This is a genomic window from Streptomyces sp. NPDC001480, from assembly GCF_042894725.1.
In the GTDB taxonomy this organism is placed as follows: Bacteria; Actinomycetota; Actinomycetes; order Streptomycetales; family Streptomycetaceae; genus Streptomyces.
Genome location: NZ_JBIAVX010000012.1, coordinates 23,350 through 48,306 on the forward strand (window position 1 = coordinate 23,350; position 24,957 = coordinate 48,306).

The following is a 24,957-nucleotide window of genomic DNA, read 5'->3' on the forward strand; positions in this document are numbered from 1 at the left end:
ACAAGGGGCCGCCCGGCGGCGGCCCCTGATGTGCGGATTCAGCCGAGCAGGTGCTTGCCGATCCCGGAAGCGACCTCGGCGTGCGACAGGTACTCCACGATGCTGTGCGCCCGGTCACGGGCGTTGAGCACGGCGAGGTCCATCAGGCCGTCCGCCCAGTCGTCGGCCAGCGGGCAGCCGATGGCCACCGCGTCCGTCGGGCACCAGGCGTTGAGCCAGTCCACCACCTTGTCGGGACGTTTCGGCCCGCCGATGAGCAGCCTGCTGTACACGCTGTCCAGGCCCAGCGGGCTTCCCGCGGTGGTGAGGTGGACCGCCCGCACGCCGGGGGACAGCCGGGTGGTGAGGTCCATGCCGACGACCGTGCCGAGGCTGTGGCTGACGAGCACCACCTCTCCGGAATCCGGCATCGTCTCCAGCACGCAGTCCAGGACGTCCTTCCGGACGCGCGGTTCCTCCAGGTAGGCGGCCACGTCATGGAAGACCAGGCTGATGGTCAGCGCGTCGAGGTCGCTCCTGGCGGCCAGCCAGCTGAGCTGCCGTTGCAGGGCCCCGACCACGTCCGGCAGGCCGATCCGTTCGGCGACCGGCAGCCCCTCCCGGGGGATGTCCCACTTGGTGGCGGCCTCGCCGACGATGTCCTCGTACGCGGCGTGCGCGTAGGGATCGGCGGGCGCGACCGCCTCCGCGGCCGCGAGGGCCGTGGCCTCGACGGCGCGGGGGGCGGTCTCGTGCGGGGCGAGGGCCTGCACCAGTCTGTCGCCGTAGAAGGGGAACCAGACGTCGGCCGGATCGACCGGCGGGAGTCCGGCGCCGACGAGTCCCTGGTTGAGTCCGGCCGCCCATTCGCGGCGCAGTTTCTCGGGGTCCTTGCCCTCCTGGGAGCGGCCGTGCAGGAAGACCAGATGCCGGTCGCCGCCGAACGCGCCGGCCCGCGCGGGCAGGCCCGCCGCACGTGTGGCGGCCCGCTCGGGGGCCGGGGGCGGCACGGTGACGGCGGGGGTCACCGTGGGGGCGGCGGGGGCCTGGACCAGTGGCAGGCCGGACTCCGGTCCCATCTCGGCCAGCAGTGTCCGCTGCCGCGGGGTCAGTGACAGGGCGGCGAGATGGCTGAGGATCGAGCTGACGCGTACGCCCTCGTTGGCCACCCAGTCGATCGCGTCGTCGCCGTCACCGGGCTGCCACGGCTGTCCGTCCGTACGCAGGATCCGGCCCTGGTCGTCGGTACGGGGCACACCGCTGTGGTGCAGCGCGACGACCTCCCACTGGTCGTTGAAGACCGGGGAACCGGAATTGCCGGGCTCGGTGTCCGTCTTGTAGTGGAGGAAGTCGTCGAGCCGCACCTGGAGCATGTTGTCGCGGACGGCGATCTCCTTCAGGCGACCCATCGGGTGCCCGACGACATTGACGGGTTCGCCGATGACCAGCTTGCCCGGCTGTGCGCTGAGCCGGTTCCAGCCGAACGTCTCGCCCGGCGGCCGCCCGTCCGGGCCCGGGGCGAGCCGGACCAGGGCGAAGTCCAGGCCCTGGTCCGCCAGGAAGAACCCGTCGGGGTCGAGTTCCAGCCGTATCGGGGCCTGCGGCGCGTTGTCGACGGTCACCTGGGCGTCGAACTCCACGACGCAACTCCGGGCCGCCTCCGCGTCGGTGAGCACGTGGTGGTTGGTCATCAGCAGGCTCGGCGACACCAGGAACCCGGTACCGAGCGGCAGTTCACGGCCGCCGTCCCGCACCGAGATCCGGGCCACGGTACGCGCCGCCCGGGCGCCGCGCGGCAGGAAGCTCCAGGCCTGAAGGTCCTTGGAGGCGCCGAGGATGCGTTCGTACGCGGCGGACTGCGCCAGCGGTTCGGCACGGACCGCCTCTACCACCAGGGCGGTGGGCACCGCCTGCCGGTCGAGCAGGCGGGCGGCGCGCGCGGCGAGGTGCTCCTGCGAGTCCGGGAACGCCACCCCGGCGTCCTGCTGCTGCTCGACCGCCTGCCGCTCGTCGCTGGTCTCCCGGTACCGGTCGGCGGCCGCCGCGATGTGCTGCCGCAACTCCGCGCGGGACCTGTCCACGGCACTCATGTCAGCTCTCCGTCCTCGCGGCGGTGTGCCACGGCACGAAGGCGTTGTCCAGCCCGGCGAGGGCCGTGCGCAGCTCGGGGTGGTGGCGCAGCAGCACGGTCACCATGGTGTTGTCGTCGATCCAGGCCAGGCCGGCCTTCGAGTACACCTCGGGCGTGTAGTACTCGGTGAAGAAGCGGTCGCTGTTCAGCCGGCGCGAGGCCATCAGGATGAAGATGCGGAACGCGGTGTCGCTGAAGGCGAATCCGCGCGGCAGCTTCTCCGCGTACAGCCCGACCGACAGGTCGACCTTCTCGATGTCGCCGTCGTAGAGCCGCTCGATCTCCTCGGCCCACTGCGGGTTGTACGTCAGCTCGGTGAAGCTCTCCGCCGGCTTCAGCCGCAGCAGCCGGCGGAACTCGTTGTAGCGGGGGACGCCGAGCTCCCTGGAGCGCAGGATGTCGGTGGCGGCGAGGTCCTGGAGATGGCCGTCGGGGCGCTCGAACTCCTGGAGGAACTTGGGGAAGTTGTGCAGGGTGACCAGCCCGGGGTGGAGCGTGCCGAAGCTGTAGAGCAGGTCGGTCATCGCCGTGGTCTCCAGGAACTTCAGTGCTCCGGGGCCCGAGATGTCGCGGAGGGTGCAGTGGCGCAGCGTCGAGTCGTCGGCGGCCGAGCGCAGGTGCCATTCGTCGCGGATGAGCGGGTGCATGCGGTAGACGGCGACGAACTCCTCGGTGAGGGCGTAGGGGACGCCGTAGTGGTCGGTCTCGGCGCCGGGTATGCCGCTGAAGACCTCGCTGTCGCTGATCCGGCCGAACAGGTTGTGGACGCGCTCGCCCGCGACGCCCCACCAGTTGGCGCGCAGCGCCTTGACGGTGGTGGGGTGGCTGATCACGGCCGGGGTCCACTCCACCGTGTGGATCTTGGCGAGGAGGGCGGCGTTGACGAGCCGGGCCCGCTGGAAGAGTTCCTCGTCGCCCCAGGACGGGTACGCGGCGTGCAGGTGGTCGCAGATCGCGTTGTGCTCGCGGGTGAACAGGTCGTGCATCATGGCGAGGCCCAGCCAGAAGCCGGGGACCTGCGAGGGGTCACGGGAGGGGTCCGAGGGGATGGGGGACTGCTCGTCGTCCCACAGGTGCAGCCTGCCCAGCTCGCCGGTGCGCATCAGCCGCTGTTCCGTCTCGTTCGAGCCGTAGATCTGGGAGGCGTCCCACCAGTGGGAGGAGACGTTGACGCGGGTGTCGGGCGTTCCGGGCGGTGCCTTGGGGTCGCGGGTCGGGTCGTCCGGGGTCCGCATGATCCGCATGGGGTGCTCCGGCCACGGGTCGTCGTCCAGGAGGGGGACTTCCCAGGGGCGGTCGGCGGGGCTGGTCCCGTGGCTGAACCAGTCCCGGATCATGAACTGGAGCCAGGCGGAGACCAGCGAGTTGACCGACTCGGCCGGGACCAGTTCGCGGCGGGTGAGCACGGCCCGGCTGACCTCGCGCGGGTTCGGCCTGGACAGTACGTCCGCGGGCGTGGCCGGGGCGATCTTCTCGAGCGGGATGTTCCGGCCGAAGCGGCTGCCCGCCATGCCCATCCGTGGTTCGCCGAGGTCGTTGTGGCTGCCGTCGGCGGTGCGGTTGACCTTGTTGCCCGTGGACGGGGGAGCGGGGTCCGGCAGGTTGACCGCGGGCAGGTGGCTGGTGTCGTGGAGGTTCTTCTGCCGCAGCCGGACCCGCAGACCGAAGAGCGTGAGCAGACCCGCGACGACGGGCAGCTTGTCCCAGCCGATGCGCCGGTCGACCTTCTCGGCGACGGTGGTGAGGATCCGCCAGGGCAGTGAGGTCCGGTAGCCGGCTCGTTGCGTGCTCATCGTGATACTCCTTGTGCGGATTCGAGGATCGCGTCGCTGGCCTTCTCACTGATCATGTAGATGGGCGCGGCGACGAAGAAGCCGGGAATGCGGGGGAACACCGAGGCGTCGACGATCCGCAGGCGGTCCACGCCGCGCACCCGGAAACGGCTGTCGACGACCGCCGACGGGTCGTCCGCCCGCCCCATCCGGCAGGTGCAGGACGCGTGGTGGCCCCAGGCCTCGTCCTGGACGAACCGGCGGACCGCGTCACGGCCCTCGACCCGTTCGCCCGGCCACAGCTCCTCACGGATCACGGGCGAGGCCTTGCGGTTCATCCCCCGCACGAACTCCACGGCACCGGCCATCGCTTCGAGGTCCGCACCGTCCTTGTCGGTGCCCTCGCCGAAGTAGTGGAAGTTCACCAGGGGCGTGTCACGGGGGTCGGTGGAACGCAGCCGCACCCGGCCCCCGGTGTTGTGGGTGCGGCTCTTGAGGATGGCCCAGGTGAAGCGGTCCCGGTGGCGGGTCAGTTCGAGGGAGTATCCGGGGCGGTAGCCGCGGAAGTCGAAGGGGCCGCCGAAGATGAACAGGTCGGGGGCGTCCAGCTCCGGCCGGGACTTGCGGGTGATGCCGACGACGGCGCCGTTGGTCGTGTACAGGCCCCGGCCACGCTGCCAGTCCCGGTAGCAGCGGTCCGGTTCGGCGCCGGGCTCCGGCGCGTGGAAGGCGCAGTCCTCGACGAGCCGGAACGGGCGGTCGGTCCGGCTGACCACGCCGACCTCGTACCGGTCCTGAAGGTGGGCGCCCACGCCCTGGAGATCGACCCGTACGGGAATGCCGTGCCGCTGGAGTTCCTCGCGCGGTCCTATGCCCGAGAGCATCAGCAGCTGGGGCGTGTTGAAGGCGCCGGCGGCCAGGACCACCTCGCGGGAGGCGAGGACCCGGTGCAGGGCCGGTGGCTCGCCGGCCTCCGGTCTGCCGGGGTCGGCCCGGTAGGCGTGCGCCTCGGGCAGGTAGTCGACGCCCCGTGCCGCTCCGTCCTCGTCCAGTACGACCCGGGCCGCCAGGACGTGCGTACGGAGCACCAGATGGTCGGGACGGTCGCGCCGCACGGCCTCGACACGCTCGCGTACGGCGCTGCGCCGCCCGCCGGCCGTGGACAGCGGGATCTGCCACAGACCTTGCAGTGCCCGTGTCTGCACCCGCCAGTCGTTGGGGTCGACGAAGGCCCCGAGCCCCTCCAGCGGGGACAGCGGCCGGCCGAGGAAGCCGGCCAGCGCGTCCTCGGCCGCGGAGAGCACCACCTTCAGCAACTGCTTGTCGGTGACCGCCAGTTCGGGATCGGCGAGCGCGGTGGGCAGCCAGCCGTCGAAGCCGTGCCGGGCGTCGTTGCGATAGCGGGCGGCGGTGGCGGGCAGCGCCTTCAGCAGCGCCGCCAGCAGGGCGTTGCGCGGTGGTTCCTTGGGCCTCGGACGGTACGTGCACCGCTCCAGCCGCTCGAAGTACCGGCGCATGGGAGTGCTGTGCCAGGTGGCGTCACCGGTCTCCTCCGCGATGGCGTCCCAGTCGCGGTTGTACGGGTAGACGGTGATCAGCGCGTGGTGCGCGGTGCAGCCGCCGACCGCCGCGGCGCGCGGGTAGAGGACGCCGCGGTCCGGGACGAGTTTGCTGTCGCGCCGCTGCTGCCGGTCGTCGGCGTAGTGCCGGACGAAGTAGTTCCAGCACTGGACGGGGTCCTCGGAGGCGTCCGCGTGGAAGGCGGGGACGGCGTAGTTGTCGTCGTCCTCGGCACCGCCCGCGTCGAGCAGCAGGGTGCGGAACCCGGCGGCGGCGAGGTTGGCCGCGAGCGGGCCGCCGCCCGCGCCGGCGCCGACGACCACGTAGTCGAAGCCCGTTTCGGCCTGACCGGCGGGAAGCGGCTCCGCGGTCACTTCCGCCCGCCCTTCGGTTGTCCGAGGGAGTCGGCCGCGGTGGCGGCCAGGGCGGTGTTGACGGCGGAGATGAGCGTGGTCAGCGCCGCCGTGCGCGGCGGCAGCCGGCCGCCGAGCCCGAGGGAGGCCGCCGTCGCGGTGTCGCTGCCGTGGATGAGGATGCCCTCGCACAGGTCCTCCCGCAGCCGTTCGCCGCGGTTGGTCAGCAGGTCGAGACCGAGCAGGATCGTACGGATCCCGAACAGCCGGAAGGCGTAGACGGCCGCCGGGCTCGGCGGCTCACGGTCGGGATCCAGGCGCCGGATCAGCAGATCGGGTGCGAGCAGTCCGGCCGCGCCGTTGAAGAGCCGGATACCGGCGAGCGCGTAGACCGAGGCAGAGCGATGGGAGGCGGATTTCGTGGCCATGACGGCTCCTGGGGAGAGGAACACCCTGGAAGCACTCCACATCCCACGATATGGTCACGGATCCTCCCTCGCACCTCGGGCCACGCGCCCGTCCGGTGTCCTGGTCAGCCGTCGATACGGTGCGTGGACCAGAACGAGGTCAGGTCCGTGGTCGTCGCGGCTTGTGCGGCGGCCTTGAACTCGGCGGTGGTCGAGACGCCGTACCAGTGCGAAGTGGCGTAGTCCTTCAGGAGTTTCGTCATGGCGGTGTCGCCCAGGAGCCGGCGGAGGTCGTGCAGGGCGCACTTGCCGTAGCCGTAGACGACGGTGGAGTACCGGGAGGAGTGGGCGTCCCAGTAGGCCATCGAGTTGGTGATCTTCTCCGCCGACGAGGCCCAGGAGACGCTGCTCCAGCAGTTGCTGCCGGTCTTGCCCTGCGCCAGGTCGGTGGCGTAGTCGGTGAACGCCTCGTCCAGCCAGGGGCTGTTGTACTCGTCGTCGCCGACGATGCCGTACCACCACTGGTGGCCGGTCTCGTGGGTGAGCGCGGTGGTGCTGACCAGGTCCAGCACGAAGCCGGGGTACTCCATGCCGCCGAACCAGAAGTTGTTGTCGAGCACCGCGTCCAGCTCGCCGTACGGGTAGGCGCCGAACCGTGCCGCATGGGCGTCCACGGCGGACTCGGCGGTGCTGAGCATCGACTGCGCGCTGGAGGAGCTGATGCCGGAGACGGAGTAGACGTTCACCGGGACACCGCCCGTCGAGGTGCCGGAGATCTTGCTGAAGGGTCCGGCGGCCCAGGCGAAGTCACGGACCTTGGCGGCGGTCGCGGTGGTGACGGTGCGTCCGCTGGAGCCGGGGGTGTCGACCGAGGTACCCGTGGCGGGCACCAGCAGGGTGGTGGGGTGGTCGAGGGTCACACGGAAGTCGGCGGCCAGCGAGTAGAACGACTCACCGTTGTTCGTGTACGGGTCCAGGTGCCAGCCCGTCCCGTCCTTGACGGCGAGCACGGGCAGCGCGTTGCCGATGAAGCTGAACGCCCCGTCGTGGCCGAAGCGGTCGGCGCCGCTGGGGACGGTGATGCCCAGGTCGAAGCCGATCGTGGCGCTCTGCCCCTGCGCGAGGGGCGTCGGCAGGGCGATCTGGAGGGCGGTGCAGGAGACGGAGAGGGCGCCCGCGCTGCCGCCGGTGACATTGCTGACGGTGATCGGCGGGGTCGAGCAGGTGCCGTGGTAGTTGTCCCACAGCCGCAGGTACACCTCGCTGAGCGCGGTGGCGGAGGCGTTGGTGAAGGTCGCCCTCTCGTGACCGGTCCACACGGTGCCGCTGGTGTTGCTGCTCAGACTGACGGTGTACGAGGGCGCGGCCGGGGTGCGGGTGGAGTCCGCGGGCGGGGCGGTGCCGCCTGAGGTGTCGAGGGCGACGTCGTCGAGGACGAAGCTGGTCTGGAGGCTGGAGTCCTCGGTGCCGGTGAAGGCGACGCTCACCGTTTGGCCCGCGAACGCCGACACGTCGAAGGACTTCTGGACGTAGCCGGTGTTCTTGTCGAGGTTGGAGTACGTCGCCAGCGTGGTGCTGCCGATCTTCGCCGTCAGCTTGTCGTACGCGGTGGACGAGGTGGTCTCGGCGGTGTCGATGTGCAGCCAGAAGGTGAGGGTGGCGCTGCTGCACCCGGTCGGGATCGTGACGCTCTGCGTCAGCGTGTCGGTGTGCGTACTGCCGACACCGTCCAGCCAGGCGAAGGAGGTTCCGCCGTGGGCGCTCTGGCCGGTGCGGCTGGTGATCACGCTCGTCGAGGACTGGCTCCACGGCGAAGTACCGCTCTCGAAGCCGCCGTTGGTCATCACCTGTGCCGGGGTGCAGGCGGCGGCCCGCGCGGCGGCGGTCGGCGCGGCGGCCGCGGGGGTGCCCGGCAGCGTGACGGCCGCCGTCGCGGCGACGGCGAGCGCGCCCGCGGCGAGGGCCTTGCGGACGGTTCTGTGGGGGGTCGGTCTCACACGGAACTCCTTTGCGGCGGCCGGGATCCCGGCCTGCTCGGCGGCCGTCCGGTCGGCTGGGGTGCGCCGGGGCGGCCGTGGGCTGCGTGTACCGCTCGAAGCGTGACAGATTTGACCAGGGCATGCCAGATCACGTGCGCGAAAGACCCCCCGGCACACCACCGGCCCGCGCCGAAGGGCACGGGCCGGTGGTGGAACGCCGGTGGGTCAGGGCAGTGCCTGGTACACGCAGGCGGTGGTGAGACCGTAGGCGAGGTGGGGCGCGATGTCGGACAGCCATGACGTCAGTTCCCAGGAGGTGGGGTCGGTCACCCCGAGCGCCGTGGCCGGAACGTCGCTGCCGGCCATGGCCGCGGCCCCGATCAGCGGCCCCGCCGCCACGGCCGGGAACGATCCGTCGCTCCCTCGCAGCAGCCCGTACGCGGCCCCCACGCCGAGCCCCGTCACATAGCCGAGAAGAGCGCCGGCGGCCTCCTCGCGGGCCTCCCCGGCGTCGCCGTCCCCCAGACCCGCCCCCACGCGGTCGGCGACCCGGTCGGCGACCTGGGCCGGCATGTCACTGGACGGCCGGCCGCGCAGCAGCATGTCGCCGTAGGTCACCAGGTTCAGCGCGACGGTGCCGGCCGCCCCCGCCAGCAGTCCCTTGGTCAGTGGTCGCGTCCTGGGTACCTCCTGGTACGCGTGGTGCGGTGAAGGGCAGGGCCTGACGAGTTCCCCCGCTGGGGCGAAGTAACAGCGACGGAGTGACAGCGGTGGAGGAACGGACCGGCCCGGCCCCTCATCCCGCGGCGGCCGCCACGGCGGCGGGATCCTCGCCGGTCAGTTCCACGACGCGGTTCAGCGGAACACCGGCCGCCAGGGCCCGCCCCAACAGGGCGTCCCGGCCGTCGGTGCAGTCGCGGTAGGCCAGGAGTTCCTGCTCGACGCGGGCCACGGACTCCGGGCCGGTGTGCTGCCGCAGTCGGCTCAGTTCCTCGTCCCCGAGCGGGACCGGAAGCCGCTCCGCGTCGTCCGGGACGGCCGCCGTGTCCTCGGGCGGCACCAGCCGCAGCTTCGGGGACGTCGCCGTCACGCCCTGCGCGTCCAGCCACGCCCGCACCGCCGGGGTCTCCATGCAGGCGAGCTCGCCCACGGCCGCGGGCGGGACACCGAGCGGCGCGGCCGTCTCGGTGAGCAGGAGCAGGTAGGCGTCGTCGGTCATCTCGGGCCTCCTCCGAGGGGCTTGCACAGCTGATCACTGCTCCCGGTACCCCGTCGCGGCCGGATCACCGCACCCGGCGTATCTCGCCGCGCACCCGGTAGAAGCCGCCGGCCGCCGCGTGGACGGCGTCCACCACATAGCGCGCTCCCGGCTCCCGGATCTCGCGCGGGAACTGTACGTTCCACCCGGGCTCGAAGCCCTCGGAGACGACGTGGACCCGCGTCCGGCCGCCCTGCTGGACGCACTCGACGACCACGCCGCCCGCGGGCGGCGTGCTGATCGTCGTCAGGGCGGACACCGAGGTCGCGGGGTTGTAGGTGGGCAGTGCGGCGGCCGACTTGACGTCGACGGCGACGGGCAGCGAACCCTGCTGGGCGGCGGCGATGGCCGCCTCCGACGTGTCGACGCACACCAGGGCCCCGTCGGTGGTCACCAGGTACAGCCGCTCGTCGAAGTACTGCATGGACAGGGCCGAGCCGTTGCCCGTGCGCAGCTTCCACAGCCGGGTGCCCGAGGCGTCGAAGCAGTAGACGGAGGAGGCGTTGTCCCCGGCGAAGACGTACCGGCCTCCCGGTGCGGTGGCGCACGAGTACACGACGTCGTCGCACGTGTAGACGGCCTCGACCCGCCCGCTCGCCTTCGACAGCCGCTGCACCACGTGGCGGTCCGTGCCCGCGTACACCGCCGTGGCCTCCTGCCAGCCGAACAGCACGCCGCCGCGGGTGTCGGTGTGCCACAACTGGCCGCTCCCGTCCGGCGCGTAGGCCGTCACGCCCTGGCGGTGCCCGTGGTAGACGGCGCGTTCGTCCGCCCGCACCATCCAGCCGTAGGGGCCGGACGACCGCCTCGACCACTGGTGCTCGTCCTCGTGGTCGATCACGGTGAGACCGCCCGACGCGTCGGAGACGTCGAGCACGCCCTCGTGGATGTCCAGCCAGAAGATGTCGACGTTCGCCGCGATCTCGTACGCGGCGAACGGCAGCTTCGACGACAGGTCGTACACCCTGCCGTCGTCGCATCCCGCGTAGATCCAGAAGTCGTCCGCCACCAGGCACTTGACGCCGTCCGGGAGCCGGTAACGGGCCAGCACCTCGCCGTCGTGGCCCAGCGTGTGGACGTCCCCCGCCTGGTTGCCCACCCACACGCGGTCCTCGTCGACATGGATGCCGAACGCGGCGGAACCGGTGCGGAAGCGCCACAGCACCGGCGCCGTGGCGCGCGCCGTGGACGGAGCGGAGCCGACCTGACGCCGGGTCACGGGGCGCGGTGCCCGTCCACCGGGAACGGCCGCCGTGTACCCCTTGCGGACCTTCTGGTCGATCTTCTTCTCCGCGGCCGCCCGCGCCTTGGCCGGGGTGGCGAACGACGACGACTGCACCTGGCCGGACGTGCCGATACGGCCGTAGCGCACCGTGACGGTGGTCCCGTCGACCGTCACCTCGTAGAACTTGTGCGCCCCTCCGCCGTCCTCGGACAGCTCCAGATACGTCGTCTCCGCCACGACAGACCCCTCCCGCACGCATACGTCCCCACAGCGGACCGGCGAGTCGGCCGTCCGCCCTCGATGATCGGAACATACGGGAGGGCACTGACAACCGGTCCGTGAGGCGGCGACGGCAGAGGCGGTTCGTCAGCGGTTCGTCAGCGGTCCGCGAGGCGGGCCGACAGGGCGGTGACCTCCTGGCGGACGACGTCCAGGGCCGCGGCGGGCAGTGCCCCGATGTCCGTGTGCCGCAGGGCCTCGAGGGCCTGCTCGGCACCGGTGCCGCACGGAGCGCTCGCGCTGAGCACCTCGTAGCCGTCGCGGACGGCGACCCGCAGACGGCGGGCCCCGTCGCCCTCGTCGTGCACGGCGGCGGCGACCACCAGCGGCGGCTGTCCGCCCGCGTCGCCGGGCAGCTTGCGGTACCCGCTGACCAGCGGTTCGCGCCAGTGCAGGCTGAGCAGCACAGGACGCTTGGCCAGCACCTCCGCGAGGTCGGTCTCGTAGCGGCCCTGCGGCGCGAGCACCGTGCACCGGGCGTCCAGCACGAGCGCCGGGGGCAGCAGACAGCGCAAGCTGCTGCCGACGAGGTTGCCGCCGACCGTGGCCGCGCGGCGCACGGCTCCGGTCCCCACCGAGCCGGCCGCCCGGCGCAGCACCTCCGGCACCGGGTCGCCCACCTGGTTCAGGACCACGGCCGCGCCCAGCGTCTCCCGCCCGACGACATTGGCTTCGGGCAGGGCACGCAGTGACAGCGCCTGCTCCGGGAAGCCGTCCCGCTGCCAGGCGGCCCACACCAGGGTCGCGCCGCCGATCGGCACCGCCCCTTCCGCCAGACACTCCTGCGCTTCGGACACGGACGTGGGCAGACGCAGGAGCACGGCGCCGACCTGCCTTCCTGGAAAGTGGGCGACGGAGGGGGCATCTCGGCCGCCCGGCCGCTGACTTGGCGCATTTTCCCCGGGTCCGTGGGGGCGCGTACAGGGCTCATCCCCACCCGCCGTGCGCCCCTCGTGACGAGGCCGAACCGTACGGGACGGGGCATGGTGGAGGTGTGATCGTGCTCGCCGTGCTCTTCGCCGTCCTGGGTGCCGCCAGCAACGCCGTGGGTACGGCGTTCCAGCGCAAGGCCGCCTCGACGGTGTCACGGGGAGGCGGCCTGCGCCTGCTGGCCGCGCTGGTACGGCGGCCCGCCTGGCTGATCGGCATCGCCGGTGTCGCCGGCGCCGCGCTGTTCCAGGCCGTCGCACTGATCAACGGGCCCATGGCGCTGGTCCAGCCGCTGTTCATCCTGGAGCTGCCGTTCGCGCTGCTGATCGCCGCTCCGCTCATGCACCGCCGGCTGCCCGGCGCCGGCTGGCACGCGGTCGGGGCAGTGGTCGTCGGGCTGGCGCTGGTCCTGGTGGCGGCGGATCCCTCGGGCACCCGGAACCAGGCGGCCATGGCGCGCTGGGTGCCGGTGCTGGCGCTGTGTCTGGGGGCGATGGGCGCGGCCGTAGCCCTCGCGCGTCCGTCGCGCTCCGCCCTGTTCCGGGCGGCCGCGCTGGCCTCGGCCGCCGCGATCGGCAACGCGCTGACCGCGGCCCTGATGAAGTCGGCCACGGACCGGCTCGCCGACGACGGCCTGCCCGCCTTCCTGACCACCTGGCAGACGTACGGGTTCGCGCTCGCCGGCATCGGCGCGGTGCTGCTGCTGGAGAACTCCCTCCAGGCCGGTCCGCTGGTCGCCTCGCAGCCCGCGCTGACCATCGGCGACGCGACGGTGAGCCTCGCGCTGGGCGTGGCGCTGTACGGCGAGGAGATCCGGACGGGCTGGTGGCTGCTGCCCGAGCTGGCCGGGGCCCTGCTGATCCTGTGGGGCGTCCTCCGGCTGACACGCGTGGTGCCGCAACTCGATCTCGCCCGGTAGGGCGCCCGCGTACGCGCGGGCACACGCGCCGGCATACGCGTGGGCGCCCAGACCGGTCGGCGGGGACCGGCCCGGGCGCCCCTACGGGACTACGCCCGGATCAGACGAGGTCGAACCGGTCGAGGTCCATGACCTTGGTCCACGCGGCGACGAAGTCGTACACGAACTTCTCCTTCGCGTCGTCGCTCGCGTAGACCTCCGCGAGCGCCCGCAGCTCGGAGTTCGAGCCGAAGACCAGGTCGGCACGGCTGCCGGCCCACTTGACCTCGCCCGTGGCGGCGTCGCGGCCCTCGAACGTGGTCTGGTCCTGAGAGGTCGCCGACCAGGTCGTGCCCAGGTCGAGCAGGTTGACGAAGAAGTCGTTCGTCAGCGAGCCGGGCGTCTTGGTGAGGACGCCGAGCTGCGAACCCTGGTGGTTGGCGCCCAGCACGCGCAGCCCGCCGACGAGGGCCGTCATCTCGGGGGCGCTCAGGGTGAGCAGGTTCGCCCGGTCCACCAGCAGGAACTCGGCCGGCAGCCGGTTGCCCTTGCCCAGGTAGTTGCGGAAGCCGTCCGCGGTCGGCTCCAGCGCCGCGAAGGACTCCGCGTCGGTGTGCTCCTCGGTCGCGTCGACCCGGCCCGGCGTGAAGGCCACCTCGACCTCGTAGCCGCCCTCCTTGGCGGCCTTCTCCACGGCCGCGGCACCGCCGAGGACGATCAGGTCGGCCAGGGAGACCTTCTTGGCGCCGGAGGAGGCGTTGAACTCCCGCTGGATGCCCTCGAGGGTGCGCAGCACCAGCGCGAGCTGGTCGGGGTCGTTGACCTCCCAGCCGCGCTGCGGCTCCAGACGGATGCGGGCGCCGTTGGCACCGCCGCGCTTGTCGCTGCCGCGGAAGGTGGACGCGGACGCCCACGCGGTCGTGACCAGCTGGGACACGGTGAGGCCCGAGTCGAGCAGCTTGACCTTGAGGGCCGCGATGTCGGCGGCGTCGATCAGCTCGCCCTCGCGCTCCGGCAGCGGGTCCTGCCACAGCAGGGTCTCCTCGGGGACCTCCGGGCCGAGGTAGAGCGACTTCGGGCCCATGTCGCGGTGGGTCAGCTTGTACCAGGCCCGGGCGAACGCGTCCGCGAACTCCTCGGGGTTCTCGTAGAAGCGGCGGGAGATCGGCTCGTAGATCGGGTCGAAGCGCAGCGACAGGTCGGTGGTGAGCATCCGGGGGCGGTGCTTCTTCTCCGGGTCGAAGGCGTCCGGGACGATCTCCGGGGCGTCCTTGGCGATCCACTGGTGGGCGCCGGCCGGGCTGCGGTCGGGCTCGTACTCGTACTCGAAGAGGTTCTTGAAGAACCCGTTGCTCCACTGGGTCGGCGTCGTGGTCCAGATGACCTCCAGGCCACTGGTGATGGCGTCCTTGCCCACACCGGTGCCGTAGGTGCTCTTCCAGCCCAGGCCCTGCTCCGCCAGCGTGGCGGCCTCGGGGTCGGCGCCCACGTGGTCGGCCGGGCCGGCGCCGTGGGTCTTGCCGAAGGTGTGGCCGCCGGCGATCAGGGCGACGGTCTCCTCGTCGTTCATCGCCATGCGGCGGAACGTCTCACGGATGTCGCGGGCCGCCGCGATCGGGTCCGGGTTGCCGTTCGGGCCCTCGGGGTTGACGTAGATCAGACCCATCTGGACCGCGCCGAGCGGGTTCTCCAGCTCGCGGTCGCCGGTGTAGCGCTTGTCGTCGAGCCAGGTGGTCTCGGGACCCCAGTAGACGTCCTCCTCGGCCTCCCAGACGTCCTCACGGCCGCCGGCGAAGCCGAAGGTCGTGAAGCCCATCTGCTCCAGCGCCACGTTGCCGGTGAGGATCATCAGGTCGGCCCAGGAGATGCTCTGGCCGTACTTCTTCTTCACCGGCCAGAGCAGACGGCGGGCCTTGTCCAGGTTGCCGTTGTCGGGCCAGCTGTTGAGCGGGGCGAAGCGCTGCTGTCCGGCGCCGGCGCCGCCGCGGCCGTCGCTGATGCGGTAGGTGCCCGCGCTGTGCCACGCCATACGGATCATCAGCGGGCCGTAGTTGCCGAAGTCGGCGGGCCACCAGTCCTGCGAGGTGGTCAGCACCTCGGCGATGTCCTGCTTCACGGCCGCCAGGTCGAGGGCCTGGAACGCCTCGGCGTAGTCGAACTTCTCACCGAGGGGGTTCGCCTCGGCGGGGTTCTTGGAGAGGATCTTCAGATTGAGCCGCTCCGGCCACCACTGGCGGTTTCCGCCGCCCTGAGTCGGATGGAGGGCACGCCCGTGCGCGACGGGGCAGCCACCGGCCTCCTCCGGCTTGGGGTCCGTGACGATCGCATCGTGGTTCTCGGTCATGGGAGTCCTTCCGAACGGGGTGGATCGCAATGCTCAGGAACTGCGGGCGGTGGAACAGTCGGGGCACAGGCCCCAGTAGGTGACCTCGGCCTCGTCGATCGAGAAGCCGTGGTCGTCGGAGGCGTGCAGACAGGGGGCGTCGCCGACCGCGCAGTCGACGTCGGCGACCGCGCCGCACGACCGGCACACGACGTGGTGGTGGTTGTCCCCGACACGGCCCTCGAACCGGGCCGGGCTGCCGGCCGGCTCGATCCGGCGTATGAGGCGCGCCGCGGTGAGCGCGTGGAGAGCTTCGTAGACGGCTTGCAGGGAAATATGGCCTACGCGATCACGGACCCCCGAGGCGATCGCCTCGACATCGAGGTGGTCACCGGCCCGGACGGTCTCGAGCAGCGCGACGCGGGCGGCCGTCACCCTGAGGCCCGCGCCGCGCAGCTCCTCGGCGGGGGTCGGAGTCCGGGATGCGGTCATGGCGGCCAACCTATCCCGACAAACACGAGCTGTGAAGTAAAACGAACGATTCAAGTTTAGGGCGTGTCGTGATCGTCGCGGTGGTGCGGGAGGCTTGGCCGGTCACCACCACTTATGTCCTGTACACCTCATGCGCATTGGCGTGCGGTGCCGGCCGGTGCCGGGCGGCCGGGCCCTCGGCGAAGGCGCGCAGGAGGTTCTCCGTCGTGCGGGTCACGAAGGCCCGGGTGCGGGCGTCCATGCGGTGGTCGCGGCCCAGCTCGCCGGTGCCGGCCACGAGGGCCTCCACCCAGCGCATGGTGCCGGTCGCGAACACGCCCGCGCCGCTGGGGACGGTGTAGTACGCGGAGTCGCTGTGGCTGGGCCGCCCCGCGCTGACGAGCGGCGAGTGGGCGGTGATCTCCAGCAGGCGCGGGGTGGGGGAGGCGGGCGTGACGCGGTCGTACTCGACGCCCACCAGGTGCGGGAAGGCGTCGCCCGAGCGCACTCCGGTGCCGTCGTGGAGCCAGTGGCCGGCCGCGTGGACGACGTAGGGAGCGTCCACCGGGTACCCCTCGTAGAGCACCCCCGTCAGGGACGACTCGGGGTCCGGTGCCGGCCCGGCACGGAAGTCGGTGGTCACCAGGGCCGGCCGGGAGGGGTAGCAGGGGTCCGCGCGGTAGTCGGACTTGTAGCACACGACCGTGCGCCCGGCCGGATCCGGACCGGGCCGGAGGCGGATCCGCCGGAAACAGGTGTTCGCGCCGAGGAACACGATGTTGGAGCCCGCGTCACGGGCCCGGGTGACGTGCGCGCGCTGCTCGGGCGTCCAGTACTCGTCGTGCCCCAGGCAGACCACGCACGCGGCGCCGGCCAGCACCGCGGGGTCGTCGTGGACGTCGATGCCGGTGCTGTACGCGAGCGGTATGCGCAGCCGCTCCGCGAGCACCACCGCCGCCCACTCGTACACCCGGAACTTCTCGGCACCGTCGGCGTCGTAGGGCCGGTCGAAACCGACCGCCAGGGACCGGGCCGCGTACGCCCCCGACGCACCGGCGTAGAGACTCGCCCCGCCCCACCGGTTGTACGCCTGCCAGGTCGCCGGGGCGTGCAGGAGCACCGTGCGCCCCGCGCCCCGCACCGAGCGCACGATCAGCGGCACGTAGCGCTGGTGGCCGGTGTCCGCGTCCAGCCGCAGCAGATACGCGCCCTCCGGCCAGCCCGCGGTGTCCAGCGTCAGGGCGCGTCCCCAGCCCGCCCGGACGGTACGGGTCTCCGGCTCGATCCGCGGGGCCCGCTGGACCCGGCCGCGCACCGGGGGAGAGGACCACACCCGCCGGGCCAGGGCACCGCCGTACCAGCCGACCCGGTACGCCGACACCCGGAACGAGGCCGCGGTCGTCGACACGAACAGCCCGCACTCCTCGCCGGGCGTCACGCTGACCCGGTCGGCGTAGCCCGCGATCGCCTCCGGCGGGCCCGTGGACGTGATCCGCCAGTCGGGTGATCCCGGCGCGTCGCGTTCGGCGTCCGGGAGCCGGGCGCCCTCGCCCGTGCGGGACGGCCGGCCGGCGTGCGTGTGGTCGCAGGCCGCCGCGCCCAGGCCGGCGCCCGCGCACAGGCACAGGAACCGGCGCCGGGACACATCGGATCCGCCGGGATGCAGCGGGTGCCGAGCTGAAGCCACAGCGCCTCCTCACCCCGTCCGGTCCGCCGCTCCCAGCCTCACGGCGCCCCCATGGCCCCGCAACCGGTCCGCTCACCGCGCGGCCGGTCCAGGGGGGCCGGCTACCCGGCGGACATGGCCTCCCGCATCGCCTTCGCGGTGCCGGCCGCGTCGTAGCCCTCGGGCACGCCCTCGACCAGGATGATGTCGCCCTCGATGTTCCGGTGGCGCAGCGGTGCGATCTCCTGGTACTCGGGGGAGTCCCACCAGGCCCGCGCCTCGGCGACGCCGGGGAAGCCGATCACCACGACGTGCCCGGGCCAGCCGCCCTCCTTCACCTCGTGCTGGGCGGCGTGCACGAGGAAGCGGCCGCCGTAGGGCTCGAAGGTGGCGGTGACGCGCTCGATGTACTCGGCTATATCCGGGTGCGGCGCGGCGTCCTTGAGGTGGCCGATGACGTAGGCGGGCATGGTGTCCTTCCGTTCGGTCGGGTCGGTCGGGCTCCGTACGCCGATGATCGTGGCACGCGGACACGGCGGGCGCGATGACCTTTCAGGTAAGCGGAGGAACGTTTCGCCGCCTACGTGCTGCCCTTGCGCCGCCCTCGCGGCGTCGCGTGACCCGGATCACACGACCGGAGTGCATCGCACAGCGGGCGCCAACGTCTTTCACAGGGCGTAGGGGGATGGCCGAGCGGGGGAAGTGCGGATGGAGCAGGGCCGGGCCGATGGGTTCGACGGGTTCGTGGCAGCCCGTTGGTCGGCGTTGTTCCACCTCTCGCGGCTCCTCGTGGGAGGCGACCGGCACCGGGCCGAGGACCTGCTCCAGGAGGCGCTGGTCAAGCTCTGGTTCGTCTGGCCCAGGATCGCGGACGAGGCGCCGGAGGCGTACGTGCGCAGGATTCTGGCGCGCGCGGCGGCCCGTTCGGCGCGGCGGCGCTGGTGGGGGGAGCGACCGGTCGAGCAACTGCCGGACCGGGCGGAGGCGGACGACGTGTCCGCCTCCGTGGCCGAGCGCTCGAGACTGGAGGCGGCCCTCGCCCAACTGCCGCCGAAGCAGCGGGCCGCGGTGGTGCTGCGCTACTACCAGGACCTGCCGGAGAAACAGGTCGCGGAGGTGCTGGGCTGCCCGGTCGGCACCGCTCGGTCCCATGCGTCGCGCGGCGTGGCACGGCTGCGCCGGATCCTGGCCGATGTCATCGAGCCGGTGGGTTAAGGGGAGTTCATGGATCACTTCGAGCGGGAGCTCGCGCGCATGATGCGCGACACCCAGGAGCACACCCCCTTCGAGGCCGGACACCAGCTGCGTCTGCGGTCCGGGGTGCGCGCCCGCCGGCGTACCCGCCTGGCACAGAGGGCCGTCGGCTGCGCCCTGGCCGTCGCCGGACTCGGGGTCGGCCTGTTCCTGCTGCCCCACGACCGCGTCGAGAACAGGCCGCAGGCTCCCCTGCCGCGGCCCGCGATCAGCCCGGTCTCCCCGAGCCCGGCGCCGTCCCCGACACCGGAGGACTCCCCGAGCGGGACCGTCACCGTGCTCCCGACCGGACCCGCCGAGGAAACCTCCGTACCCCCCGACGCGCCGTCCGCCACCGTGAGTTCGGACACGCCGTCCCCGCCCCCGGCCGCGCCCACCACTTCGGAGCCCTCCACCTCGGGGACGCCGAGCCCACCGGCCGCACCTTCGCACACCGCGTCGACCGTCGAACCGTCGATGTCGGCGGCCTCGGCGGACCCCGGATAGGGAGAGGACCCACCAAGGCTCTGCGACCACCCATCTCCGTGACCCTGACCGCAGCGCTGCCGCGTCACCCAGCACACCTTGCGGCAGGCCCGAACCTGGATACGTCTTGACAAACATAGGCCCGATAGCCGTGACGGACCCCCTCGCCCCGGACCGACTGCCCCTGCGCACACCGGTGCCGGTGGACCAGCGGGAGCCCGTCCTGGACGTGGTCGTCCCGGTGTTCAACGAGGAACGGGACCTGGAACCGAGCGTGCGGCGACTCCACGCCCACCTGCGGGAGACCTTCCCGTACCCGTTCCGGATCACCGTCGCGGACAACGCCAGCACCGATGAGACCCCGAGGATCGCGGCCCGGCTGGCCGCCGAGCTGCCCGAGGCCCAGTGGCTGCGACTGGCCGAGAAGGGCCGGGGCCGGGCGCTGCGGGCCGCGTGGTCGGCCTCACCGGCGCCGGTGCTCGCCTACCTGGACGTGGACCTGTCGACCGATCTGACGGCACTGTTCCCCCTGGTCGCCCCGCTGATCTCCGGGCACTCCGACATCGCCATCGGTACGCGCCTGGCACGCGGTTCACGGGTGGTGCGCGGCCCCAAGCGGGAGGTCATCTCCCGCTGCTACAACGCCCTGTTGCGTTCCACCCTCGCCGTCGGGTTCTCCGACGCGCAGTGCGGGTTCAAGGCGGTGCGGCGCGACGTCGCCGAGCGGCTGCTGCCCCTGGTGAAGGACTCGGGCTGGTTCTTCGACACCGAGCTGCTGGTGATCGCCGAACGCGCGGGGCTGCGCATACACGAGGTGCCGGTCGACTGGGTGGACGATCCCGACAGCCGGGTCGACATCCTCGCCACGGCGCTGGCCGATCTGCGCGGCATCGCCAGGATCGGCCGGGCACTGGCCCGCGGCACCCTTCCGATGGCCGGACTGCGCCGAGGCGCCGACGGCGACCCGCCGGGCGGCCCCGGGCTGGCCGGCCAACTGCTGCGGTTCGCCGCGGTGGGAGCCGTGAGCACCGTCGGATACGTGCTCCTGTACGCCCTGTTGCGTCCCGCGACGGGGCCGCAGGCCGCCAACGCGCTGGCCCTGCTGATCTGCGCGGTCGCCAACACGGCCGCCAACCGGCGGCTCACCTTCGGGCTGCGCGGCCGCGGCGGCGCGATGCGGCACCAGGCCAAGGGCCTCATGGTGTTCGCGATCGGCCTGGCGCTCACCAGCGGCGCGCTCGCCGTGCTCCACCAGGTGGCCCCGGCTGCCGGGCGCCGTACGGAGGTGGCCGTGCTCGTCGCCGCCAACCTGGCGGCGACCCTGTTGCGGTTCCTGCTCTTCAGGGCCTGGGTGTTCCCCGCCCGTCGCCGTGGCACGGAGGGTACGGCCGCATGAACCACACCATCGCGCCGACCACCGGTCCCGACACCGAGGAACCCGAACCCGCGGACCACGCCGACGAGTCCGACCGGGACCACGGCTCACCACTGCGCCGTACGGTCCGTCACCACGGCCCCGTGCTCGCGCTGTACGGCGTGCTGAAGCTCATCGGCTTCCTGGTCTTCATGTATCTGCTGGACTCCTCCGGGGACTTCCGGAAGAAGTACCCGCGCTTCGGCGGCGGTGCCCACGCCTGGGACGTCCTGGCCAGCTGGGACGGCTGGTGGTACCAGCAGATCGCCGCCCACGGCTACCACCCCGCGCTCGTCCACGTACCCGGGGCGACCGGGCTGATCACCCTCGAGGGCAACTCGGCGGCGTTCTTCCCGCTCTACCCCGCGGCGATGAAGGTGGTCTCCGAGTGCACCGGCCTCGGCCTGTACGGCTCCGGCATGCTGGTCTCCGTCGTCGCCTCGTTCGTGGCCGCCCTCGGCATCTACGCCGTCGCCGCCCGCTTCGGCGGCAGACGCGCCGGGCTGGCCGCGGCCGGACTGTGGGCCGTGTGGCCGGGCTCCGGCCTGGAGTGGTCGGGCTACTCGGAGTCCCTCTACGTCGCGCTAGCCGTCTGGGCCTGCCACGCCGTGATGACCCGCCGATGGCTCACCGCCGGCATCCTCACCTTCCTGGCCGGCCTGAACCGCCCCACCGCCGCCGCGCTCATCGCGGGCCTCGCCGTGGCCGCGCTGTTCTCCCTCCGGCGGCGCGAGGACGGTGTCGCGCGCCCGCTGACCGCGGTGCTGATCGCCCCGCTCGGGCTCGTCGGCTACCTGCTGTGGGTCGGCCACCGGATGGGCGACTACGGCGGCTACTTCGCCCTCCAGAAGGGAGCCTGGGCGCACACCTTCGACTACGGGAAGCAGACCCTCGACGTCTTCACCTCCGTCGCGGTGGGCCACTTCGACTACCTCTTCGCGTTCCCCTTCGAGGACACCATCGGCGTGGGCGTCGTGCTGCTGGGCCTGATCCTGATCCCGCTGCTGATCCAGCTGCGCCCCCCGGCCGTCCTGACCGTCTACACGCTCCTCACCTTCGCCCTGGTGCTGGGCAGCCAGCAGATCTTCGGCAACGTCTCCCGCTATCTGCTCCCCGCCTTCCCGCTCTTCATCCCCGTCGCCCTCGCCTTGCGCCGGCTGCGGCTGCCCCTGCTGTGCACGGTGCTCGGCATCGCCGCGGTGGCTTCGGGCTCGTACGCGGGGTACGTGCTCTTCGAAGCGGGGGTCCCGTAACGGCCCCCCGTACCCAGGGGTTCCCCGGCCTCCACGGCCGCGCGATTCTTCCTCCGATTCTTCCTGGACCGCCGCGCACCGCGGTGATGACATGGTGCCGTGTCCAAGACGCTGACCACGGCGCCGCTGGCCGCCTCCGAACGGGAGGAGTGCTGGCACGACGTCGTGTCCCGCACCTTCATACCGCTCGACGTCGCCCTTCTGGAGAAGGAGCCCTCGCCCGGCACGATCGTCAGCGAGCGGCTCGGCGCCGTGCAGGTCGCCCATGTGCGGGCGGGCCCGCAGGCGGTGACGCGGAGCCGGCGGCTCATCGCCCGGGACGGGCGCGAGTACCTCACCCTCAGCATCCAGCAGCGGGGTACCGCGGTGAAGGAGCAGGACGGGCGGGAGTCCCTGATGCGGCCGGGCGACTTCTCCCTCTCGGACTCCTCCCGCCCGTTCCGGAAGAAACTGGAGGAGGAGTTCTCCTTCGTCGCCTTCCACTTCCCCCGCCAGGAGCTTCATGTCCGGGACGACGACCTGCGCGAGATGACGGCGACCGCCTTCACCGGGGACACGGGGAGTGCCGCGCTGGTGGCCACCTACTTCACCCGCATGGCGCGCGAGGCGGCGGGCTTCGACGACACCGTCCGCGGGCGTGTCGCCACCACCGGGCTGGACCTGCTGGCCCTGCTCATCGACGAGCGCCGCGGCCGGGCCCGAGCCCCTCAGACCGCCGCTGCCACCCTGGTGCGGGTGAAGGACCACATCATGCGCCACCTCGCCGACCCCGGTCTGTCGCCGGCCACGATCGCCGCGGCGCACTTCATGTCGGTCCGCCGGCTGCACAAGCTGTTCGAACTGGACGGCGCCACGGTGGCCGGCTGGATCCGGACGCAGCGACTGGAGCGCTGCCGCCGCGACCTGCTGCGGCCCACGGCCCAGGAGATCGGCGTGGCCGGCATCGCCCGGCGCTGGGGCTTCGTCAGCCCCAGCCACTTCAGCCGGGCGTTCCGCTCGGCGTACGGGATGAGTCCTCGGGAATGGCAAGGGAGTCCAGGGCCGTACGTGCCTGATCCAGCAGATCGTCCGGGAGGCGGTCCGCCATCGTGAGCACGGTGCGGTACTCGGCGGCGGCCTCGGCGCCCTCACCGAGGTGGGCGAGTGCCTTGGCCAGGTGGAGGCGGACCCGGCCCGCCTGCCGGTGGTGGCCGAGGATGTCGAGCTGCCCGTGGATGGAACGCAGAACCTCGGCCGCGTCCTGCCAGTGCTCCTGGTCGAGATGGACGAACGACACGTGGTACCTGGCGATCAGTCCGGTGACGTGCCGGACGTTGGACGGCACACGGTCGCGATTGCGGGGATCGGCGAGGGCGTCCATGACCTTCCGGTAGGCCGCGATGGCTTCCGGCGCGCGCCCGGTCTTCTGAAGGAGCGTGATGCTCAGATTGGCGGCCTGGAGGTACCCGTTGATGTTGTCGGCCCGGGCGAACAGCTCCTGGGCGCGGTGGCAGTTGTCGGCGGCGGACGAGAGGTCACCGACCGCGTTCTGCAGCCAGCCGAGGTAGGCGTGCGCATGCCCTTGCTGGCTGATGTCCCCGCACCCCCCGGCGAGGCCGAGCGCGCGTCTGGCCGCCGCGACCGCTTCCGCATGGCGGCGTTCACAGGCCCAGTAGGCCCAGGCGAGGTAGTTGCGGTGGGTGGCCTCCAGCGCGGCGTCCCCCAGTGACGCCCCGGCCTCGGCGGCGCGTTCGTAGATCTCGGTCCACCGGTCCCAGGACACCCAGTGGTCCGAGAACCAGTGCATCGCCTCGGCGACCTCGGTGACCACGGCGTGCTCGCCGGCGCCGGCGGCCTCCCGGAACGCCGCGAGCCAGTTGTCGCTCTCCGCCTTGATCCAGCGCAGCGCCTGGTCACGGTCGTCCAGCGCGACCAGGCGGCCGGGATCCGGCGGCGGAGCACCGTAGCCGGGCTCGTACCAGCGGCCGGCGAGGACGGCGGTGTCCAGCAGCCAGGCACGCAGGCGGGCTCGCGCGGCCGCGGACTCCCGCGCGCCGTCCTCGGCGCGGTGGCGGGCCCCGGCGTACAGGCGCAGCAGGTCGTGGAAGCGGTAGCGGTCGTCACGGGAGGTCATCAGCAGTCCCGCCTCCAGCAGTTCCTCCAGGAGGTCCTCGGCGGCGGTCGGCGGGGCGGCCGTGAGCGCGGCCGCCACCGGCACGCCGAAATCCCCTCCCGGCACCAGCGACAGCAGCCGGAACATCCGGGCGGCCTCGGGCGCGAGACGTGAATAGGACAGCGCGAAGGCGGAGTTGACCCGCAGATCACCGGCGCTGAGCGCGTCCAGTCTGCGGTCCTCGTCGGCCAGCCGGTCGGCGAGCCGTCCCAGGCTCCAGTTCGTGCGGGTGGCGGCCCAGTTGGCGGCCACCCGCAGCGCCAGGGGGAGGTGCCCGCACAACTCGGTGACCACGTGCGCGGCGGCCGGCTCGGCGTCGACGCGGTCGGCGCCCACGACCGCGCGCAGCAGGGCGGCGGACTCCCGCGGGTCCAGCGCGCCGAGCTCCAGGCGCCGCACTCCCTCCAGACCGGCGAGCGTGCGGCGGCTGGTCACCACGACGAGCAGGTGCCCCTCGCGCGGCAGCAGCGGCCTGATCTGGGCCTCGCTCCCGGCATTGTCCAGGACCAGCACCGCGCGCAGCCCGGCCGTGATCGCGTAGTAGCGCGCCATCCGCTCCTCGGCGCCGAGCCCCGCCAGCTCGCCGTCCCCGACCCCCCACGCGGCCAGCAGACGCGGCACGGCCTGCTCCGCGAGGAGCGGCTGCGCGTCGAGACCCCGCATGTCCAGCAGGAACGTTCCATCCGGAAACGAGGGCGCCGACTCCTTGGCCAGCCGCACCGCCAGTGTGGTCTTGCCGCTGCCGGGCGGGCCGAACACCACCGCCACCGGCGGCGCAGCCGGGCCGGGCCGCTCGGGCCCGGCGTCGTCGGCCGCCCGCCGGGCGAGGGCGCGCAGGGCGGACAGCTCCGACTGCCTGCCCACGAAGTCCGGGACGCCTCTGGGCAGCGGGTACTGCGCCGCCTTCGCGGGGGCGGGAGCCTTCGGCCCCGGACGGGTGGCGCGAAGAGCGGTCAGCAGGTCGGCACGGGCCGCCTCGTCCAGCCGGAGGCCCTGGGCGAGCGCGGTGACGGTCCCGGGATGCGGCCGCAGACTCCGGCCCCGCTCCATGTCCCCGATGGCCCGCCCGGAGACGCCCGACGCCTCGGCGAGTTCCTCGATCGTCAGCCGGCGGCTCAGCCGCAGCTCCCGCAGCATCCGGCCGAACGGCGTCCCCCCGCCGCGCGCTCCCCCGTGCTCCCCACTCAC

The 24,957-nt window shown here is 72.5% G+C and carries 20 protein-coding genes; 6 read left to right on the plus strand and 14 right to left on the minus strand.

Features of this window, described 5'->3' with window-relative positions; all coding sequences use genetic code 11:
* Positions 1 to 38: 38 nt before the first annotated feature.
* The 9 genes from ACFY01_RS28515 to ACFY01_RS28555 form a co-directional block, all read right to left on the minus strand.
* Positions 39 to 2,069, minus strand: a complete 2,031-nt coding sequence (locus ACFY01_RS28515) for a trypsin-like serine peptidase (protein ID WP_390738603.1) — start codon at positions 2,067 to 2,069, stop codon at positions 39 to 41.
* 1 nt (position 2,070) lies between these two features.
* Positions 2,071 to 3,903, minus strand: coding sequence for a peroxidase family protein (locus ACFY01_RS28520; RefSeq protein ID WP_390738604.1), 1,833 nt, complete (start codon positions 3,901 to 3,903; stop codon positions 2,071 to 2,073).
* A complete protein-coding gene (locus tag ACFY01_RS28525; RefSeq protein ID WP_390738605.1) occupies positions 3,900 to 5,816 on the minus strand; it encodes a GMC family oxidoreductase in 1,917 nt (638 codons plus the stop codon). Before ACFY01_RS28525 ends, ACFY01_RS28520 begins: the two co-directional genes overlap by 4 nt.
* Positions 5,813 to 6,223, minus strand: coding sequence for a hypothetical protein (locus ACFY01_RS28530; protein ID WP_390738606.1), 411 nt, complete (start codon positions 6,221 to 6,223; stop codon positions 5,813 to 5,815). Before ACFY01_RS28530 ends, ACFY01_RS28525 begins: the two co-directional genes overlap by 4 nt.
* Positions 6,224 to 6,327: 104 nt before the next feature.
* Positions 6,328 to 8,199, minus strand: a complete 1,872-nt coding sequence (locus ACFY01_RS28535) for a M1 family aminopeptidase (RefSeq protein WP_390738607.1) — start codon at positions 8,197 to 8,199, stop codon at positions 6,328 to 6,330.
* Between the two features lie 207 nt (positions 8,200 to 8,406).
* Positions 8,407 to 8,799, minus strand: coding sequence for a hypothetical protein (locus ACFY01_RS28540; protein ID WP_390738608.1), 393 nt, complete (start codon positions 8,797 to 8,799; stop codon positions 8,407 to 8,409).
* Between the two features lie 178 nt (positions 8,800 to 8,977).
* A complete protein-coding gene (locus ACFY01_RS28545) occupies positions 8,978 to 9,400 on the minus strand; it encodes a DUF6003 family protein (RefSeq protein WP_390738609.1) in 423 nt (140 codons plus the stop codon).
* A 64-nt stretch (positions 9,401 to 9,464) separates the two neighbouring features.
* Positions 9,465 to 10,901, minus strand: coding sequence for a WGR domain-containing protein (locus ACFY01_RS28550; RefSeq protein WP_390738610.1), 1,437 nt, complete (start codon positions 10,899 to 10,901; stop codon positions 9,465 to 9,467).
* 140 nt (positions 10,902 to 11,041) lie between these two features.
* Positions 11,042 to 11,764 carry an FAD binding domain-containing protein gene (locus tag ACFY01_RS28555; RefSeq protein ID WP_390738611.1) on the minus strand — a complete coding sequence of 241 codons (723 nt, stop codon included), beginning with the start codon at positions 11,762 to 11,764 and terminating at the stop codon, positions 11,042 to 11,044.
* 173 nt (positions 11,765 to 11,937) lie between these two features.
* On the opposite strand from ACFY01_RS28555, the gene ACFY01_RS28560 reads away from it, so the two are divergent.
* On the plus strand, positions 11,938 to 12,792 hold the full coding sequence (locus tag ACFY01_RS28560; protein ID WP_390738612.1) for a DMT family transporter: 855 nt from the start codon (positions 11,938 to 11,940) through the stop codon (positions 12,790 to 12,792).
* Positions 12,793 to 12,892: 100 nt separating this feature from the next.
* Here ACFY01_RS28560 and katG read toward each other — a convergent pair whose 3' ends face one another.
* The 4 genes from katG to ACFY01_RS28580 form a co-directional block, all read right to left on the minus strand.
* On the minus strand, positions 12,893 to 15,115 hold the full coding sequence (gene katG, locus ACFY01_RS28565; protein WP_390738613.1) for a catalase/peroxidase HPI: 2,223 nt from the start codon (positions 15,113 to 15,115) through the stop codon (positions 12,893 to 12,895).
* 33 nt (positions 15,116 to 15,148) lie between these two features.
* A complete protein-coding gene (locus ACFY01_RS28570) occupies positions 15,149 to 15,586 on the minus strand; it encodes a Fur family transcriptional regulator (protein WP_390738614.1) in 438 nt (145 codons plus the stop codon).
* 112 nt (positions 15,587 to 15,698) lie between these two features.
* Positions 15,699 to 17,252 (minus strand): N,N-dimethylformamidase beta subunit family domain-containing protein, encoded by a 1,554-nt coding sequence (locus ACFY01_RS28575; protein ID WP_390738615.1) that lies wholly within the window; start codon positions 17,250 to 17,252, stop codon positions 15,699 to 15,701.
* A 101-nt stretch (positions 17,253 to 17,353) separates the two neighbouring features.
* Entirely contained in the window at positions 17,354 to 17,701 is a 348-nt protein-coding gene (locus tag ACFY01_RS28580; protein ID WP_390738616.1) for a DUF1330 domain-containing protein, read from the minus strand.
* A gap of 238 nt (positions 17,702 to 17,939) precedes the next feature.
* Between ACFY01_RS28580 and ACFY01_RS28585 the strand changes: the two genes are divergently transcribed.
* The 5 genes from ACFY01_RS28585 (at position 17,940) to ACFY01_RS28605 (ending at position 22,709) form a co-directional block, all read left to right on the plus strand.
* A complete protein-coding gene (locus ACFY01_RS28585) occupies positions 17,940 to 18,446 on the plus strand; it encodes a SigE family RNA polymerase sigma factor (protein ID WP_390738617.1) in 507 nt (168 codons plus the stop codon).
* A 9-nt stretch (positions 18,447 to 18,455) separates the two neighbouring features.
* Complete coding sequence (locus tag ACFY01_RS28590) at positions 18,456 to 18,971, plus strand: hypothetical protein (protein WP_390738618.1); 516 nt, start codon at positions 18,456 to 18,458, stop codon at positions 18,969 to 18,971.
* Positions 18,972 to 19,101: 130 nt separating this feature from the next.
* Positions 19,102 to 20,346 carry a glycosyltransferase gene (locus ACFY01_RS28595; protein WP_390738619.1) on the plus strand — a complete coding sequence of 415 codons (1,245 nt, stop codon included), beginning with the start codon at positions 19,102 to 19,104 and terminating at the stop codon, positions 20,344 to 20,346.
* Complete coding sequence (locus tag ACFY01_RS28600; RefSeq protein WP_390738620.1) at positions 20,343 to 21,617, plus strand: hypothetical protein; 1,275 nt, start codon at positions 20,343 to 20,345, stop codon at positions 21,615 to 21,617. The genes ACFY01_RS28595 and ACFY01_RS28600 overlap by 4 nt, the downstream gene beginning before the upstream one ends.
* A 99-nt stretch (positions 21,618 to 21,716) precedes the next feature.
* Positions 21,717 to 22,709, plus strand: coding sequence for a helix-turn-helix domain-containing protein (locus ACFY01_RS28605; protein ID WP_390738621.1), 993 nt, complete (start codon positions 21,717 to 21,719; stop codon positions 22,707 to 22,709).
* Here the strand turns inward: ACFY01_RS28605 and ACFY01_RS28610 are convergent.
* Entirely contained in the window at positions 22,597 to 24,957 is a 2,361-nt protein-coding gene (locus ACFY01_RS28610) for a helix-turn-helix domain-containing protein (RefSeq protein ID WP_390738622.1), read from the minus strand. The two genes, ACFY01_RS28605 and ACFY01_RS28610, sit on opposite strands and share 113 nt — an antisense overlap.